At 31.8% G+C, this 17,021-nt stretch carries 16 protein-coding genes; 4 read left to right on the forward strand and 12 right to left on the reverse strand.

Annotated elements, in window-relative coordinates; translation table 11 throughout:
* On the forward strand, nucleotides 1-736 hold a 736-nt coding region (locus FVF61_RS13130; RefSeq protein WP_158635216.1), incomplete at its 5' end, for a T9SS type A sorting domain-containing protein.
* 72 nt (nucleotides 737-808) lie between these two features.
* Here FVF61_RS13130 and FVF61_RS13135 read toward each other — a convergent pair.
* The 12 genes from FVF61_RS13135 to hemA all read right to left on the reverse strand — a co-directional run bounded on the left by FVF61_RS13135 (nucleotide 809) and on the right by hemA (nucleotide 13,467).
* Entirely contained in the window at nucleotides 809-1,522 is a 714-nt protein-coding gene (locus FVF61_RS13135; RefSeq protein ID WP_148457154.1) for a 3'-5' exonuclease, read from the reverse strand.
* A gap of 12 nt (nucleotides 1,523-1,534) precedes the next feature.
* On the reverse strand, nucleotides 1,535-1,891 hold the full coding sequence (locus FVF61_RS13140) for a hypothetical protein (RefSeq protein ID WP_148457156.1): 357 nt from the start codon (nucleotides 1,889-1,891) through the stop codon (nucleotides 1,535-1,537).
* A gap of 2 nt (nucleotides 1,892-1,893) precedes the next feature.
* Nucleotides 1,894-4,305 (reverse strand): penicillin acylase family protein, encoded by a 2,412-nt coding sequence (locus FVF61_RS13145; protein WP_148457158.1) that lies wholly within the window; start codon nucleotides 4,303-4,305, stop codon nucleotides 1,894-1,896.
* Nucleotides 4,306-4,372: 67 nt separating this feature from the next.
* Nucleotides 4,373-4,846, reverse strand: a complete 474-nt coding sequence (locus tag FVF61_RS13150) for a methylated-DNA--[protein]-cysteine S-methyltransferase (RefSeq protein WP_148457160.1) — start codon at nucleotides 4,844-4,846, stop codon at nucleotides 4,373-4,375.
* Nucleotides 4,846-5,931 (reverse strand): CNNM domain-containing protein, encoded by a 1,086-nt coding sequence (locus FVF61_RS13155; protein WP_148457162.1) that lies wholly within the window; start codon nucleotides 5,929-5,931, stop codon nucleotides 4,846-4,848. The genes FVF61_RS13150 and FVF61_RS13155 overlap by 1 nt, the downstream gene beginning before the upstream one ends.
* A gap of 112 nt (nucleotides 5,932-6,043) precedes the next feature.
* A complete protein-coding gene (gene hemB / locus FVF61_RS13160) occupies nucleotides 6,044-7,036 on the reverse strand; it encodes a porphobilinogen synthase (protein WP_148457164.1) in 993 nt (330 codons plus the stop codon).
* A gap of 11 nt (nucleotides 7,037-7,047) precedes the next feature.
* Entirely contained in the window at nucleotides 7,048-8,004 is a 957-nt protein-coding gene (locus FVF61_RS13165; RefSeq protein ID WP_158635217.1) for a DUF4421 family protein, read from the reverse strand.
* Nucleotides 7,995-8,897, reverse strand: coding sequence for an oxygen-dependent coproporphyrinogen oxidase (hemF, locus tag FVF61_RS13170; protein ID WP_148457168.1), 903 nt, complete (start codon nucleotides 8,895-8,897; stop codon nucleotides 7,995-7,997). The genes FVF61_RS13165 and hemF overlap by 10 nt, the downstream gene beginning before the upstream one ends.
* On the reverse strand, nucleotides 8,887-9,426 hold the full coding sequence (locus tag FVF61_RS13175) for a GNAT family N-acetyltransferase (protein WP_148457170.1): 540 nt from the start codon (nucleotides 9,424-9,426) through the stop codon (nucleotides 8,887-8,889). The genes hemF and FVF61_RS13175 overlap by 11 nt, the downstream gene beginning before the upstream one ends.
* Before the next feature lie 3 nt (nucleotides 9,427-9,429).
* Nucleotides 9,430-10,458: a uroporphyrinogen decarboxylase gene (gene hemE / locus FVF61_RS13180; RefSeq protein WP_148457172.1), complete on the reverse strand. Its 1,029-nt coding sequence runs from the start codon at nucleotides 10,456-10,458 to the stop codon at nucleotides 9,430-9,432.
* Between the two features lie 89 nt (nucleotides 10,459-10,547).
* On the reverse strand, nucleotides 10,548-12,128 hold the full coding sequence (gene hemC, locus FVF61_RS13185; protein WP_148457174.1) for a hydroxymethylbilane synthase: 1,581 nt from the start codon (nucleotides 12,126-12,128) through the stop codon (nucleotides 10,548-10,550).
* Nucleotides 12,129-12,207: 79 nt separating this feature from the next.
* Nucleotides 12,208-13,467, reverse strand: coding sequence for a glutamyl-tRNA reductase (gene hemA, locus FVF61_RS13190; protein ID WP_148457176.1), 1,260 nt, complete (start codon nucleotides 13,465-13,467; stop codon nucleotides 12,208-12,210).
* Nucleotides 13,468-13,655: 188 nt separating this feature from the next.
* Between hemA and FVF61_RS13195 the strand changes: the two genes are divergently transcribed.
* The 3 genes from FVF61_RS13195 to FVF61_RS13205 are packed head-to-tail and all read left to right on the forward strand — an operon-like array spanning nucleotide 13,656 to nucleotide 17,008.
* The gene (locus FVF61_RS13195) at nucleotides 13,656-14,564 is read left to right on the forward strand and encodes a helix-turn-helix transcriptional regulator (protein WP_148457178.1); all 909 of its coding nucleotides are present in this window, start codon (nucleotides 13,656-13,658) and stop codon (nucleotides 14,562-14,564) included.
* Between the two features lie 51 nt (nucleotides 14,565-14,615).
* Nucleotides 14,616-15,647, forward strand: a complete 1,032-nt coding sequence (hemH, locus tag FVF61_RS13200; protein ID WP_148457537.1) for a ferrochelatase — start codon at nucleotides 14,616-14,618, stop codon at nucleotides 15,645-15,647.
* On the forward strand, nucleotides 15,647-17,008 hold the full coding sequence (locus FVF61_RS13205; protein WP_148457180.1) for an MATE family efflux transporter: 1,362 nt from the start codon (nucleotides 15,647-15,649) through the stop codon (nucleotides 17,006-17,008). The genes hemH and FVF61_RS13205 overlap by 1 nt, the downstream gene beginning before the upstream one ends.
* The last annotated feature ends 13 nt before the right edge of the window (nucleotides 17,009-17,021 follow it).

Consider the following 17,021-nt stretch of genomic DNA (forward strand, 5'->3'; position numbering starts at 1 on the left):
TCAAGGCTATTTTGAAACTGGATTAGACGGTTGGGTAGAAGGAGGAAACGACTGCACAAGAACTGCTTCTAGTTATTCTTATGAAGGTGGTTACTCAATAAGATTAAGAGATAATTCTGGAACGGCATCTACCATGTTTTTATCAGATATCAACATTGCTCCTTATTCACTAGTTGAGATTGATTTTTACTTTTATTTCAATGGTTTAAATAATGGCGAAAGACTATCTTTTGGATATTATAATGGAACATCTTGGAATACAATAGAAAGTTATGTAATTGGTTCAGGATTTAATAATAATACATTTTATAATGCTACAGTTGTCTTAACTTCTGCTCAATATAACTTTGTCTCTAATAGTGGATTTAGATTTCAATGTATTGCATCAAAAAAGAATGAACAGATTTATATTGATCAAGTTACTATTACTGGAAAAACAAATGCTGCTGCAAAAGCAAATAATGTAGTTGAATTATACTCATTAACTTCTGAAACAATTTCAAGTACTAAAGAAGAATTTGTATTATATCCTAATCCAGTTAAAGAAAATGCTATTACAGTTAATATTTTAGGACTAGAATTTTTTAGCTACCAAATATTAAATATTTCAGGGCAAAAATTATCTCATGGAACTACTGAAGGAAATATAGATGTGTCTAATTTAAATTCTGGAATATATTTTATTAAAATACATGACGGAAAAGAAATAAGAGTTAAGAAGTTTATTAAACAATAAGCTATAATTAATATATATGAAGAAGTCCAAAGTGAAAACTTTGGACTTTTTTATTAAACAACTAATTAAGTTTTAAATGTGAACAATCTCATTCTCATGAAGCAGTTCATCTCTACGAAGTCTTAAGAAAATTTGAGCCACAGCAATCGTATCTTTTTCACAGTAAGTAATTATTCTATCTATTTGGTTTTCTTCGTAATAAACTCGATAGACTTCACTGCCATCAATATCATCTTTTGGCGATGGAATACCCAAAATATTTGTGAGTAATTTTAATGAGGTATAATGTTTAAAATCGCCAAACTTCCAAAGTTCTAGTGTGTCAAGATGAGGTACTTCCCATGGTTTTTTGCCAAAAAGATTTAATTTGTATGGCAATTCTATGTTATGAATAATCATACGTCTAGCTATGTAAGGAAAATCGAATTCCTTGCCATTATGAGCACACAGAAGGTGTTTATTCTGACTAAAATGTGAAATCAATAGATTTTTAAAATCCTTTAAAAGTTTAATTTCTTCACCATAAAAAGAGGTAACCCTAAAGGTTCTTATATCTCCTTGGTATTTGATATACCCAACAGAAATACAGACTATTTTACCAAATTCAGCCCAAATTCCAGCTCGATCATAAAATTCTTCGGCAGTAAATTCGTCTTTTCTTTGATATTGAGTTTTATGCTCCCAAAGTGTTTGCATAGTTTCGTCTAAATCTGAAAAATGCCGTGTTTCTGGAACGGTTTCTATGTCCAGAAAGAGAATGTTTTCGAGATTTAATTTATCAATCATCTTGTTAATCTATTAACGTTCAGACAATAAAGTTACACATTGTTTTCCAAATATTCCAGAAATTCCTGCAGCAAGACCTCCAATAATTGCGGTTACTAAAATTAAAAGATAGGCATTTCCATTTAATGGTAATAAAACAGCAATTTTATTTGCAAGTATAAAATCGTTTGTATTACTTAACCAAAATGCATAAACCATCCAAAAAGACATGATGGCTAAAAATGGAACTACAAATACTGAAGCACCTTTTAAACTAAAAAATAAACCTGTTGCAAAAGCAGCCACCATAATAGACCACCAAGGCAAAAATTGAGAAAGAATAAGTGCAACTATAATTGTTGTTATAAAATTAATGATTTTTTTTGTCATGTTTACGGAGTTAAAGTTTGGGTTGAAATAATGCCTTCAGTACTTTTTTGGTCTTGAATAAATAGGGCTTCAAAATAGTCACCTACAGCCCAACGGTCTATAAAATTATCGTAATATTTACTTCCGGGATTTCCAGATTGTCCTCCAGGATAAATACCTAAAGCGGTTGGAGGAGAGGTCATTTCTACAATCATTCGCCAGGAAGGACCATGGTTTTCAGCAGCTGCATTAACCGTATTTCTGTCTCCTCCAATAGGTAAATTAAATCTTGAAAAAGCAGGTAAGCCTTGTAATAAATGCCCAACATAAGTGGCTTTGTAGGCTTGCCAATTATAATCTCCATGCTCTTCTTTCCATTCGGTAAGCTCTTTAGCTAATTCCTTAAAAGTGATTAAGAATAAATCCTTTGCCGTTTCCTTTTTAGGGGTTTCTAAAATATCCATAACCTCATGCTCTGGATAGTTTTTAAACATGAAAATGGTTTGATAGGTATAAGGATCTAACAAAGCTGTGTTTTCTATATCAAATTCATCCCAAGTTATAGGATATAGTTTTTTCCACCATAAATCCCAAATACTTGGTTCTATTTGGTCGATATCGCTATTAAAATCCCAAGCTTTAATAATATTTAATATATCCAATTCTACTTGAGTTAAACTAGAGGTGTCCATGTTTTCGAACATGGTTGGTAATAATTCTGAAGCCTTTAAATTGTAATTATTATTTTGAAGGTCTTTAAAATCTTGAATAGTGAATGTTTCTTTTGAATTAAAAAAATCGTTAATCACGCGATTTCTATAGGTTTCATAACCATCATTAAACACATAAAAGGGATAAGTTGCATCCACAGGATGTTGATTTGCCGAGCTAACAAACCCACGTTCTGGATTTTTAGAAAAGGCATTATTACTTTTCGGAATAAAGCTTTGCCAATCGTTTTCAGGATTGCTTCCATCCATTAAAAATTTCCCTTGCCCTTGCCATTTATTGGCAAACAACCCTTGAATCCAAAGGGCAATATCTCCATTTGTTGAGGCAAACACAAAGTTTTGTGCTGGAGCTACCCAATGTTGCAATGCTTTTAAATAATCGTCGTAATTATTAGAAGTATTTAAATCGATTAGAGTTCTTTGATTATTTCCACCAATGTGTCCAATCCATTTCATGGCATAACCTTCTTTTTGGCCATTGCCTTTAAAGGTATGATCGTAACTTACAGGTCCATGATGAGTATATATAACAGAATCTAGATAGGTTTCTTCTCCTTTTATTTTAATTTCTTCAATTCTAAGAGTTGTGTTTTTCCAAGCATTATCATATTTGTATTGTGTTCTGCTAGTATCTTTGAATTCAATTTTATACCAATCTTTAACATCTCTAGTGGCATTGGTTTCTCCCCAAGCTATGTCTGTATTAAAACCAGAAACTATACCTAAAGCTCCTGGAAGTGTTGCTCCATAAGCATTGTGTTCTGGTGTTGCTAATTGCATGACAAACCAGATAGATGGTAAGTTAAGACCTAAATGTGGATCGTTAGCAAGAATTGGGTTTCCAGAGTAAGATTTTTCACCTGAAACAGCCCAATTGTTACTGCCATTATCTGGATCTGGTTTTTCCATGGTTTCTACAATAGAATCAAGAGGTAAATCACTTAACGGAGTCTCGGTTATAAGAGTTTCTATATAACTCCAATCTGTTGCTTTTGGAATCACAGGATCGTTCACATCAAAAAAATCTGGATATAGTAAATTAAATCGTTCTTCTCCTAACAAACGTAAAGCATTGGTGTATTCTAAATCCGATTCTCGTCCACATAACATATCTGTCATGTACATCAATAAATACGCTGTTTTGTCTAAAGACCAAGGTTCAGGCTTGTACCCTAATAATTTGTATTCTACAGGATAATCTTTAGGTTTTAAAGATTGAATATAACTATTAACTCCTTCGCTATAAGCTTCAACAAAAGCAATGATTTCAGGATCTTCTTCTTCCATTTTTTTAATGGCATTTTCAGCACCAAAACCCATCCCTTTTCTACGTTGCATTCTGTCGTAATCAAGTGCTTTTTCTCCTATAATTTCTGATAAACGACCAGCTGCCGCATGTGTTTGAAACTCCATTTGCCAGAAACGATGTTTGGCTGTAATATAACCTTGCGCTTTGTATAAATCGGTATTGTTTTGAGCAAAAATGTGTGGCACTAAATTCTCGTCGTAATGAACTGTAACTTTATCTGAAAGTCCATTTATTTGAACATTTCCAGTTATAGATTCGGTGTTTTCATTTTGCCAAATCCCCTGAGCAGGGTTTAAAAATTCACCAATGGCAGGAATAGAACCAAAACGTGTATTTAAAGTATAAAATATGGCAATAAGTAGCGTAAGAGAAACTAGAAATTTGAGGTACTTCATACAATTAAATATTTTAAAGATTAAAGATATATTTTTTTGTTGAATTTGAAATTTTAAGAGGTATATTTTAAAACAAGGATTGTTGCTTATAAGGACTTTCGTGTTCCAGCAACCATTGTTTTCTGTATAATCCTCCAGCATAACCTGTTAAGCTTCCATCACTTCCAATAACACGATGACAAGGCACCGCAATCCATAATGGATTTTTACTATTGGCATTGGCTACTGCACGTATAGCTTTTACGTCTCCTAATTGTTTTGAAAGTTCTAAATAAGAAAGCGTTTTACCATATGGAATATTTATTAAGGCATTCCAAACATTCTTTTGGAAAGTGGTTCCTTCTGGGTTTAATTGTAGGTCGAAATGTGTTCTATTCCCTTTAAAATATTCGTTGAGCTGATAGGCACAATCTTGAAGACATTCAGGAATTATATCAGTAACTTTTTCTTCTGAATTTAGCACAGTAATAGAGGAAATACCATTGTCATCTCCAGTTATTTGAGTGAATCCTAAAGGCGAACTTATTATACAACTCTCCATTAGTCTTCAGCTTCTACATCATCAATTAAACCAAGTCTCTTGGCTCGAGCTTCCCAGCTTCTTCTTGCTAATAATTGTAAATCTGGAACATCGTCGCTTTCATCCATAATTTCCATTCCTAAAAGTGTTTCTATTACGTCTTCCATGGTAACCAAACCACTTACTGTACCGTATTCATCAACAACTAAAGCCATGTGGTTTTTACTTTCGACCAATTGTTCAAATAAGCGTGGAATAGGCATACTTCGATTGATGATGATGATGTTTCTTTTAATATCTGAAATTAATTTATTTCCATTACCAAAAGCCATTTCTTTAAACACTTCGTCTTTTAAAACCAATCCTGTAATATTATCTGAATTGTTAGTAAAAACAGGAATTCTAGAGAATTTAGTATTAGCGTTATTTTTAAAAAAAGCTTCAATAGTTTGATTTTCATCTTCAATACTCATAACTGTTCTTGGAGTCATGACATCTTTTGCTAACACTTCCTTAAAAGTAAGCATGTTTTTTATGACCTTAGACTCAGATTCATGAAAAACACCTTCTTCTTCGGCTAAATCTGTCATGGCATGAAAATCTTCACGACTTAAAACACTACCATGAGCACTACCTCCAATAAGTTTGGTTGTAAGTCTTAGTAGCCATAAAATACCAGTATATTTTAAAGGGAATATAAGAATATTTAAAGCAGTTGCTGTAAAACCAGCTAAAGATTTCCAATAGGAAGCACCAATGGTTTTTGGTATAATTTCGGAAACAATTAGGATTAATAAAGTCATAATAGCTGATATAATACCAACTGTATTTATTCCTAATAATTCTATTTTAAATGGCAGTTTTTCAGCTTCAATACCAACCATCATTGCACCTAAAGTATGTGCAATAGTATTAAGTGTAAGTATAGCAATTAAAGGCTGATCAACATCCTTTTTTAAATTTTCTAATAAAAAAGCATATTCTTTACCTTCTTGCTTTTTTATATTAATAAACGTTGGTGTAACACTTAGTAAAACAGCTTCTAGAATAGAGCATAAAAATGAAAAGAATATAGAAATAGTGGCCCAAAAAATGAGTGTACTCATTAGCGTGTTGTTTGTTTCTTGCTAATTTACGAAATGTATTTACAATCGGATAAACAAAAAGACATCAAATCTTGCAAAAGAATTAATGCCTTTTTGGTTTAATGTTTTTGTATTAAGAATTTAATAGTTTCACCACATCTTTAGCAAAATAACTCGCTATAATGTCTGCTCCAGCTCTCTTAATGGCAGTAATTTGTTCCATCATAACAGCATCGTGTTCTAACCAACCTTTTTCAGCAGCAGCTTTAAGCATGGCATATTCTCCAGAAACTTGATAAACTGCAACAGGCACATCGACTTCGTTTTTAATTTCTCTAACAATGTCTAAGTAACATAATCCTGGTTTTACCATAACAATATCTGCACCTTCATCAATATCCATTTCGGTTTCACGAATGGCTTCAAAACGATTGGCATAATCCATTTGATAGGTTTTTTTATCTTTTGGAATATTTTTTAAATCAACAGGAGCTGAATCTAAAGCATCACGAAAAGGGCCGTAAAATGCTGAAGCATATTTTGCTGAATAACTCATAATTCCTGTATCGAAATAACCTTCGTCTTCTAGAGCTTCACGAATAGTTAAAATACGACCATCCATCATATCACTAGGAGCAACAAAATTAGCACCAGCTTTGGCATGAGAAAGACTCATTTCGGCCAAAACATCGGCTGTTTCATCATTAAGGATTATTCCTTTTTCAATAATTCCATCATGTCCATAAATAGAATATGGATCCAGAGCAACATCTGTCATTACTAACATATCTGGACAAGCATTTTTTACCGTTTTAATGGCACGTTGCATAAGACCTTTGGGATTTAATGCTTCTTTTCCTGTATTGTCCTTGAGTTTATCAGATACTTTTACAAAAAGTAGAACCGATTTTAAACCTAGTTTCCATAGTTCTTTAACTTCTCTTTCAAGTAAGTCTAAACTGTAACGATAGTAATTTGGCATAGAAACAATTTCTTCTTTAACACCTTTTCCTTCAACCACAAAAAGTGGAACCAAAAAATCGTTTGGAGAGATTGTAGTTTCTCGAACTAAAGAGCGAATGGCTTCGTTGGTCCTTAAGCGTCTATTTCTTCTTATTGGATACATATATTGTTTAATTAAAGTCCGTATTTTTCATTAAAATTATCAGCAAAATTAATCCATTTCTTTGGAGCTTTAAAACGATATCCAATATAAAACTCTAGATAGGTTATCTCATCATCTTGTCTTGTAGTCTTATCAACATTGTGTTTTAATATGACAATATTTGAATTAATTCCTCCAAAAAAGGAATCTGAATTATAACTTATAACAGCTCTACCAGTAAATTCAAATAAAGCAGATGTTAAATTTTCGGAACCTAGATTATTACTATGATTAACACCAATACCTGCAGAGCCACCTAAAGAAAAAAGTATGTTTTTTGTTATTGCTAAATTATAATAATATGATGGTGCAATAGCAATATTAAAAGTATTTGCTTTTTCATTAATATTGTCTTCTTCTAACTTATATTTTGTGTAGTAATAATAAAGTCTAGGTATAAAACTTCCGGCACTTTTTATTTGCCATTCATTTTGAAATCCTATGGCTCTAAATGAGAAATTTTTATTGAAAATATAAGAAGTTGAGCCACCTACTTTTAGGGATTTAACTCCAGGTAATTCAACTTTATTACTTTCATCTTTAAAATAAAATCCTTTTTGATTGTAAAAATCTATGGTTTGCATCCATTGATTATAAAACATTCTAGAATTAAATGTAAATAATCTAGAATCTTTATTGTCTTTATTTTCAGAAAGAAAATTTGGTGAAAACCCATAATCAATTTCTATCGAACGAAATAAAATCGAAAAACCTAGATAATTTGTTTTATTAGGTTCTAATATATAATGGTCTCCACTTTCTTTATCATAAATATAAAAGCTATTAGATGTGTTTATTATAGAGGCTCTTGTAGAAATTTTATCTTGAAATGTTTTAATGTATGTACTTTTAATGATGCTATCGTTTTGCGAAAATGTTGAACAATAGAATGCGAAAAAAACGTAATATTTAAAAAAATTTAAACCCAAGATTTCGGATGTTTTAATACTTCAATTAGTTTTTCTTCTTCACTTCCCACAACAGGTTCATGATTATAAACCCATTGTACGTGTGGAGGTAAGCTCATAAGAATACTTTCAATTCTTCCGTTGGTTTTAAGTCCAAAAAGCGTTCCTTTATCATGAACTAAATTAAATTCTACATAACGTCCACGACGTATTTCTTGCCAGTTACGTTGTGCTTCAGTAAATGGTAAATCTTTTCTTTTTTCGACTATAGGAATATAGGCTTCCAGAAAACTGTTTCCAACATCGGCTATAAAGTTGTACCAGTTTTCCATTGACATTTCATCTGAAGTTTTGCAGTAATCGAAAAATAGTCCACCTATTCCACGACCCTCATTTCTATGTGCGTTGTAAAAATAGTCATCACATTTGGTTTTGTATTTTTTGTAGAAATCGGCATTATGTCGATCGCAAGCAGTTTTACAGGTTTGATGAAAATGTTTAGCATCTTCTTCAAATAAATAATATGGTGTTAAATCTTGACCACCACCAAACCAGCTTTCTGCTATATTTCCAGATTGATCATACATTTCAAAATAACGCCAATTAGCATGAACCGTTGGAACCATTGGATTTTTAGGATGAAGTACCAAACTTAAACCACAAGCAAAGAAATTAGCATCCTTAACACCAAAATGGTTACGAATGGTTTCTGGTAATTCGCCATGAACAGCAGAAATATTAACACCACCTTTTTCGAAAACGTTTCCGTTTTCAATAACCCGAGTTCTGCCTCCTCCACCTTCAGGACGCTTCCAAAGATCTTCTTGGAATTTAGCTTTACTATCAACTTCTTCAAGTTTAGAAGTTATAGTGTCTTGTAATTCTTGTATGTATTGGTAAAATTTATCTTTCATATTGAAGTTCGTAAAGCTCCATGTTTATCGCGTTTTTTCCAGTAGGAGTAAAGGCATTTTCAAGTGTTTTAGTCCATTGAAAACCACACCTTTTAGCCACATTAATACTGCTTAAATTTGTTTTATGGATAATGATTTGTAGACTTTGTAAGCCTAATTCTTCAAAAGCAAATTTGGTAGCAGCCTTTATACTTTGTGTTATCCAACCTTTTCCAGAAAACTTATTACCAATACAGTAAGCAAATTCACCTTGCTTACTCGTTTCATCAATATTTTTTAAAATGACTAAACCTGCCACTTTATTTGTATCCATATCTTTTAGAGCAAAAGTGAATTCTGATTGAGTTTGTATGGCTTTATTCTTCTTTAAAATGTATTCTTTAGAATCTGATTCCGACAGATTTTGTGCTAAAGTTTTAGGTAAATACTTCTGAAAGCTTTTTCCATTAGTTATCATTAAAGCATTTAAACTTGAAGCATCATCTTGTTTGAGCGCTTCAAGTTTAAATGTTTCAGTTGAAAAAGTCATTTTTTAAACTTTATATTCTTTTACAGCATCTATAAATGCTTTGGCGTTATCTAAAGGGATGTTTGGTAAAATACCGTGACCTAAATTTACGATATATTTATCTTTCCCAAAATCGTTAATCATTTGATGCACCATTTTTTTAATTTCTGAAGGAGGAGAAAATAATCTGGTAGGATCGAAATTTCCTTGTAACGTGATGTTTCCACCAGTTAAATAGCGTGCATTTTGAGCTGAACATGTCCAGTCTACTCCTAATGCCGAAGCTCCAGATTTAGCCATTTCGCCTAAAGCAAACCAACACCCTTTTCCAAAAGCAATTACTGGAGCATCGTCTTTTAGAGCATCGATAATTTGTTGGATATATTGCCAAGAAAATTCTTGATAATCTACAGGAGACAACATGCCTCCCCAAGAATCGAATACCTGAACAGCATTACAACCTGCTTTTACTTTTTCTTTTAAGTAAGCAATGGTAGTATCTGTAATTTTCTGAAGCAATTGGTGTGCAGCAATCGGATTTGTAAAACAAAACTCTTTGGCTTTATCGAAGTTTTTGCTGCCTTGACCTTGTACACAATAACATAAAATAGTCCAAGGAGAACCAGCAAAACCAATTAACGGAATCTCGTTATTTAGTTTTTCTTTTGTTGCTTTTATGGCTTGATACACATAATCTAATGCTATAGTTACATCTGGAACAATGACGTTATCCACATCTTTTTGAGAACGAATAGGGTTTGGCAAATAAGGTCCAAAATTTGGTTTCATTTGAACTTCAATATTCATAGCTTGAGGTATCACTAAAATGTCGCTAAACAAAATAGCTGCATCCATTCCGTATCTTCGGATGGGTTGTACTGTAATTTCACTAGCTAGTTCTGGTGTTTGACAACGTGTAAAGAAATCGTATTTAGCTTTGATTTCCATAAATTCTGGCAAGTAACGTCCTGCTTGACGCATCATCCAAACTGGTGGACGATCTACAGTTTCACCTTTTAATGCTCTTAAAAATAAATCGTTTTTAATACTCATATTATTCTGTCATTCCCACTAAGGTGGGAAACTTTTTAATTTAATTTCTTATAATTTGAAAGCTTCGACAAGCTCAGCATGACAATATTTTACATATAATGCTCGTTTACCAATTCAATAACACTTTCAACAGTTGGTATTTTCGCAACCCGAACATCTTTAAAATGCTTTTTAGCTTCTAATGCTGTCGATTCTCCAATACAAAAAGCAACACCATTTGCGTGGTTTTTCTTTATATAGCTTTGAACTGTTGAAGGACTGTAAAACATAACGCCTTCAATGTTTTTGTCTACTTCAATAGCATCGTATTTGGTTTGATAGGCTTCAATTTCGTTGACTTTTATGTTGTTTTCACCTAAAATAATAGGTAAATAATCTAGTCTTAAATCACTACAAAAATAAGTGACTTCAGTACCATCTATATATTCAACTAAATAGTTCGCTAAATCTTTAGCGTTGTTTTCTGAATGAGTAACTTTTCCAATACGTTTTTCAACCATACGCTTGGTCCTTCTACCAACACAATAAATGTTTTCGAATTTTAAATCTTCGGCTGGACAATTTGTTAAGATGGCTTCAACTGCATTTTTACTTGTAATAACAGCATTCTTAATTGGAGTCTTTAATGTAGCTAGAGGAATTCTATTCAAACTAATTTTAATAGCATCGTTGCTTTTAACTAAAAGACCTTCGTTAAATAAATGAATTTGTCCTTCGGTTAAAGATTTTGTTGAATAGATATTGGTTTTCTTACCTTGATTTTTTATACTATCCATCAAAGTTTTTCCGCCTCTTTCTATAATGTAATTAGAACAGAATTGAGCTATATTATGATGTACTCCAAGCTTTTCGGTTTTAGTTACTTCAATTTTTTTTGTACCATCAGGACTTAATAATATACCTTTAAAAACGACCTCTTCGTTTTTATTAATATAAGCTAAAGCTCCAATAGGAGCAGTACATCCGCCTTCTAATAAATTAAGAAATTTACGTTCAATAGTTGTGCAAATTTCGGTTTCTTCATGATTAATTTCAGTACAAATAGCTCTAACTTCTTTGTCTTCTTCTAAAGCAGTAATCATGATAGCTCCTTGGGCAGGAGCAGGAATCATCCAATCTAAATTGATAGCTTCTTCAGGTCTTATATCTAATCTGCCTAAACCAGCAGCAGCAAAAATAGCTCCATTCCAATCTTTATTTTCCTCTAGTTTTTGAAGCCTTAAATTTACATTTCCTCTTAAACCAACGATGGTATGAGTAGGATATCTGTTTAACCATTGTGCACGACGACGTAAACTTCCAGTTGCGATAATAGCATCTTTATGAGATAAAAACTCTTCGTTATTTTTAAAAACTAACGTGTCTTTAATATTTCCACGTTTTATTACTGCAGCTTGTACAATGCCTATTGGCAATACGGTTGGAACATCTTTTAAAGAATGTACAGCAATATCAATATCTCCATTAAGCATAGAAATATCAAGTGTTTTTGTAAAAGCACCAGTAATGCCTAATTCATGTAAGGGTTTGTCTAAAACTAAATCGCCAGTAGATTTAACTGGTACGAGTTCGGTTTTATGACCTAAACTTTCTAATTGCTGTTGTACTATTTTAGCTTGCCAAAGTGCTAATTGACTATCGCGAGTACCAATTCTAATTGTTTTAGACATGTTTTATGGTTTCACCTGAATGATGATTTTTTTAGATGACAAAGGTAACAACTTTTAAATATTCTTACTTCAATCATGTTTATATAGTTGTATTTGCATCTAATTGAAATACCTTTTTTATAAGTTCAAGGCTTTCATCTGTAGGAATAGCATCATCTTTTAAGTGATGTGCAAAATGATTTGTTATTTTTTGAATGATATTATTACTGATTAATTCTGCTTGTTCTTCATTAAAACCAGATAGTTTTTTACGTTGTGTATCTAATTCAGCAATCTTGAAATCGTTTAATTTTAATTTTAAAGCTTTGATAGTAGGAGCAAATTTTCTAGTTTCTAACCAAGCATTAAATTCAGCTTCAACTTCTTGAATAATCTGTTTTGCTAGAGGTATTTGCGCTTTGCGTTTTTCTAAAGTTTCGTCTGTAATTTGAGATAAATCGTCTAAATGAATCAAACTTACATTGCTTAATTCAGTCACGTTTACATTGACGTTTCTTGGAATTGATAAATCTAAAATTAACAATGGTTTTTTAGATTGAATTAATTGTTTATCAACCGTTGGATTTTGTGCTCCTGTGGCCACAATTAAAACATCTGATTGATTAATTTCTTCTTGTAAATTGGCATAATCTTTAACTAACAAATTAAATTTCCCAGCAACTTCTTCTGCCTTATTTTTAGTTCTATTAATTAAAGTAATATGTTTGTTTTTGGTGTGTTTTACAAGGTTTTCGCAAGTATTTCTGCCAATTTTACCAGTTCCAAAAAGCAAGATGTTTTTATCAGTTACATTCTCAATATTACTCATAATATATTGAACTGAAGCAAATGAAACCGAAGTGGCTCCAGAAGAAATGTTTGTTTCTGTTTTGATACGCTTACTAGCCTGAATAACAGCATTAATTAAGCGTTCTAAAAAAGCATTAAATAAATTCTCTTTTTTAGAATTTCTAGCACTAGTTTTTAACTGACTAATAATTTCGAAATCACCAAGAATCTGACTATCTAAACCAGATCCAACTCTAAACATATGCGAAACTGCTTCTTTTCCTTTATAGATATAAGCAACTTTTTGAAACTCTTCAACTGTTCCTTTGGTGTTTTCGCAAAGTAATTTGATAAGTTGATATGGATGTTCGGCAAAACCATAAATTTCGGTTCTGTTACAAGTAGAAGTTACAATTATACTTTCAATGCCAGCTTCTTTAGCTTGTAATAACAAGTTAGCCTTCGCATTCTCGTCTAAACTAAAATGACCTCTAATTTCGGCATCGGCTTTTTTATAGCTTAAACCAATAGCGTAGAAGTAAGTTGTTTTCGTTGTATTCATATATTCCATACCTGACTTGGGAATTCTGAAACAAATGTAAATTTATGTTTAGATAAAAAGTAACGCTCAAAGAACTTTAAGTATCGCTATTCGATTTTTAACTTTATTTTTTAATATAATATGATAAATGTCATATTTTTGCCCTCATATCAATGCTTTTAAACACATTTGTTTAGAATCAATCTAAATAAAACAATATGAATTCAAGTTTTAATATTGAAAAAAACATCGCTAAAGGGACTTTTGAAGAAATTGAAATTGACAAAGATTTTTTTGTTTTAACCTATCAAAATGAAAGTGGTGATTTTGAATCTCTTGAACGTGAGATAGATAGTAGTTTTATTCAATTTCATTATTGCTTGAAAGGATCCAGTAAATTTATTTTCAATGAAGGAAGGTATGCCTTAGATATTCAAGATGAAAATTCTCTTTTACTTTATAATCCTCAAAGAGATTTACCAATACATTTAAACGTAAATCCACATTCTTGGTTGGTATCCGTTTTAATTTCTATTAAAAAATTTCATAGCTTGTTTTCTCAAGAAGCAGATTATATCACTTTTTTAAGTGATGATAATAAGGATAAAAAGTATTATAAAGATGGAAAAATTTCGCCTTCAATGGCAATTGTTTTAAATCAGTTGCTAAATTATAACTTAAATTCTTCTATTAAGAACTTATATTTTAAAGGAAAAGCTTACGAATTATTGAGTTTGTATTTTAATAGAAGTGAAGATGCCAATATTGAACAATGTCCTTTTTTAGTAGATGAAACAAATGTTATTAAAATTAGAAAGGCTAAAGATATTATCATCTCTAGAATGGCAGAACCACCTACATTACAAGAACTAGCAGACGAAATTCAATTAAGTTTAAAAAAATTAAAAGAAGGTTTTAAAGAAATTTATGGCGATTCAGTTTTCAGTTTTTTATTTGAATACAAAATGGAATTTGCCAGAAAATTATTAGAATCAGGAAGTCATAATGTCAACGAAGTTGGATTAAAAGTTGGTTACAGTACGTCCAGTCATTTTATTTCGGCATTTAAAAAGAAATATGGAACCACTCCAAAAAAATATATAATGTCGGTATCTTCGCTGGCATAATTTTAATTAATTAAATTAAAAATGAGATTTCCACTTTTGTGGGAAATGCATATGAAAGGAATATTATTTGTAAATCTTGGTTCTCCCGATAGTCCGAATCCAAAAGATGTTAAAAAATATTTGGGAGAGTTTTTAATGGACGAACGTGTGATTGATGTCCCACTTTGGGCAAGAACACTTCTTGTAAAAGGTATTATTTTAAACACAAGACCTAAAGCTTCGGCTGCTGCTTACCAAAAAATATGGTGGGAAGAAGGTTCTCCATTAATTGTAATTTCTGAAAGACTTAAGAAAAAAGTTCAAAAAAGAATTATGTATCCTGTGGCTTTAGCCATGCGTTATGGAAGTATGACTATTAAAAAAGGATTACAAGAATTGGTAGATAAAGGTGTAGATGAAGTTTTACTTATTCCGTTGTATCCTCAGTTTGCTATGGCCACAACTGAAACTATCCTAGTTTTAACTGAAGAAATAAGAAAAGCCAACTTTCCTAATTTAACAATTACAGATCTACCAGCTTTTTATAATAATAAAGGATATATTGAAGTGCTTTCAGATAGTATTTCGAAGCATTTAGAAGGTAAAACTTACGACCATTTATTGTTCTCATATCATGGTGTTCCAGAACGACATATTTTTAAAAGCGATGTTACTAATTCTCATTGTAAAATTGATAAAAGTTGTTGTGCAAAACCCTCAAGTGCTCATGAGTTTTGTTACAGACATCAATGTTTTGAAGTGACCAGATTGGTAGCAAAAAAATTAGATTTAAAACCAAATACATTTTCAACTAGTTTTCAATCTCGATTAGGATTTGATCCATGGTTACAACCATATACAGATAGAACTATTGAGCGTTTAGGAAAGCAAGGCGTAAAAAATATGGCTATTGTAACTCCAGCTTTTGTAAGCGATTGCCTTGAAACTTTAGAAGAAATTGCCATGGAAGGTCAGGAAATATTCCATGAAATTGGAGGTGATAATTTCACAACTGTCCCATGTTTGAATGACGATGATGCTTGGGTAGATTTATTGACTGAATGGATCTTAAATTGGGCAGAACCTGAAAAACTTCCAGTTTAATGGCTAAAGTGTCTTCACAAGATTTAGGAACTCAACCAATTGGAAAGTTGCTTGTAAAACAAGCTGTTCCAGCTTCTATAGGTATTTTGGTGATGTCTTTAAATATTCTTGTAGACACTATTTTTGTTGGTAATTGGATTGGATCTACAGCAATAGCAGCAATTAATGTGGTACTTCCCGTTTCATTTTTTATTGCAGCTTTAGGAATGTCCATTGGTATTGGAGGTTCTTCTATAATCTCTAGAGCTTTGGGTGGATATAATACAGAAAAAGCCTTAAAAACTTTTGGGAATCAAATTACCTTAACTTTATTATTTACAGTTACTCTTGTTGTTTTTGGGGTATATTATGTCGACTCCATTATTCCAACATTTGGAGGAAAAGGTGCTATTTTCGAACCTGCAAAAATTTATTATACCATAGTCCTTTATGGAGTCCCATTTTTAGCCTTGTGTATGATGGGGAATACTGTTATTAGAGCAGAAGGCAAGCCTAAATTTGCCATGTATGCTATGATGATTCCATCAGTTGGCAACCTAATTCTTGACTATTTATTCATTAATGTTTTAGACTATGGCATGGAAGGTGCAGCTTGGGCTACGACAGCTTCCTATTTGTTGTGTTTTGGTTTTATATTTTGGTTTTTTGCCTCTAAAAATTCAGAATTAAAATTGAATTTTTCACATTTCGGACTTCAAAAATCTATTGTTTCAGAAATGGGATCTTTAGGCTTTGTAACTCTTGCAAGACAAGCTGTTGTAAGTGTTACCTATCTATTTATGAATAATATTCTCTACGATTTAGGTGGAGAATCGTCTGTAACTGCTTATGCCATTGTAGGAAGAATGCTCATGTTTGCACTATTTCCTGTGTTTGGAATTACTCAAGGATTTTTACCAATTGCTGGATTTAATTATGGAGCAGCTAAATATACAAGAGTAAGAGAATCTATAAACACAGCAATAAAATATGCTGTTTTTTTAGCAACGATTATTTTTATACTTCTAATGATTTTCCCCGAATCTATTACCAGACTTTTTACTAATGACGTTGAGGTTTTAAAAGAAACACCAAGTGCTATGAGATGGGTTTTTGCAGCCACACCAATTATTGCCATACAATTAATTGGAGCTGCATATTTTCAAGCAATAGGAAAAGCGATTCCAGCACTTTTATTAACATTAACCAGACAAGGTTTCTTTTTTATTCCTTTAATTTTAATATTACCTATGTTTTATGGCGAATTAGGAGTTTGGATGTCCTTTCCAATTTCAGATATTTTAGCAACTATTGTTACTGCCTATTTTTTAAATAAGGAAATAAAATCGACGCTAATAATTCAACCAGTTGAAAAAGAATAATTACATTTAAACA

This window comes from Xanthomarina maritima (assembly GCF_008084905.1).
Lineage (GTDB): Bacteria > Bacteroidota > Bacteroidia > Flavobacteriales > Flavobacteriaceae > Xanthomarina > Xanthomarina maritima.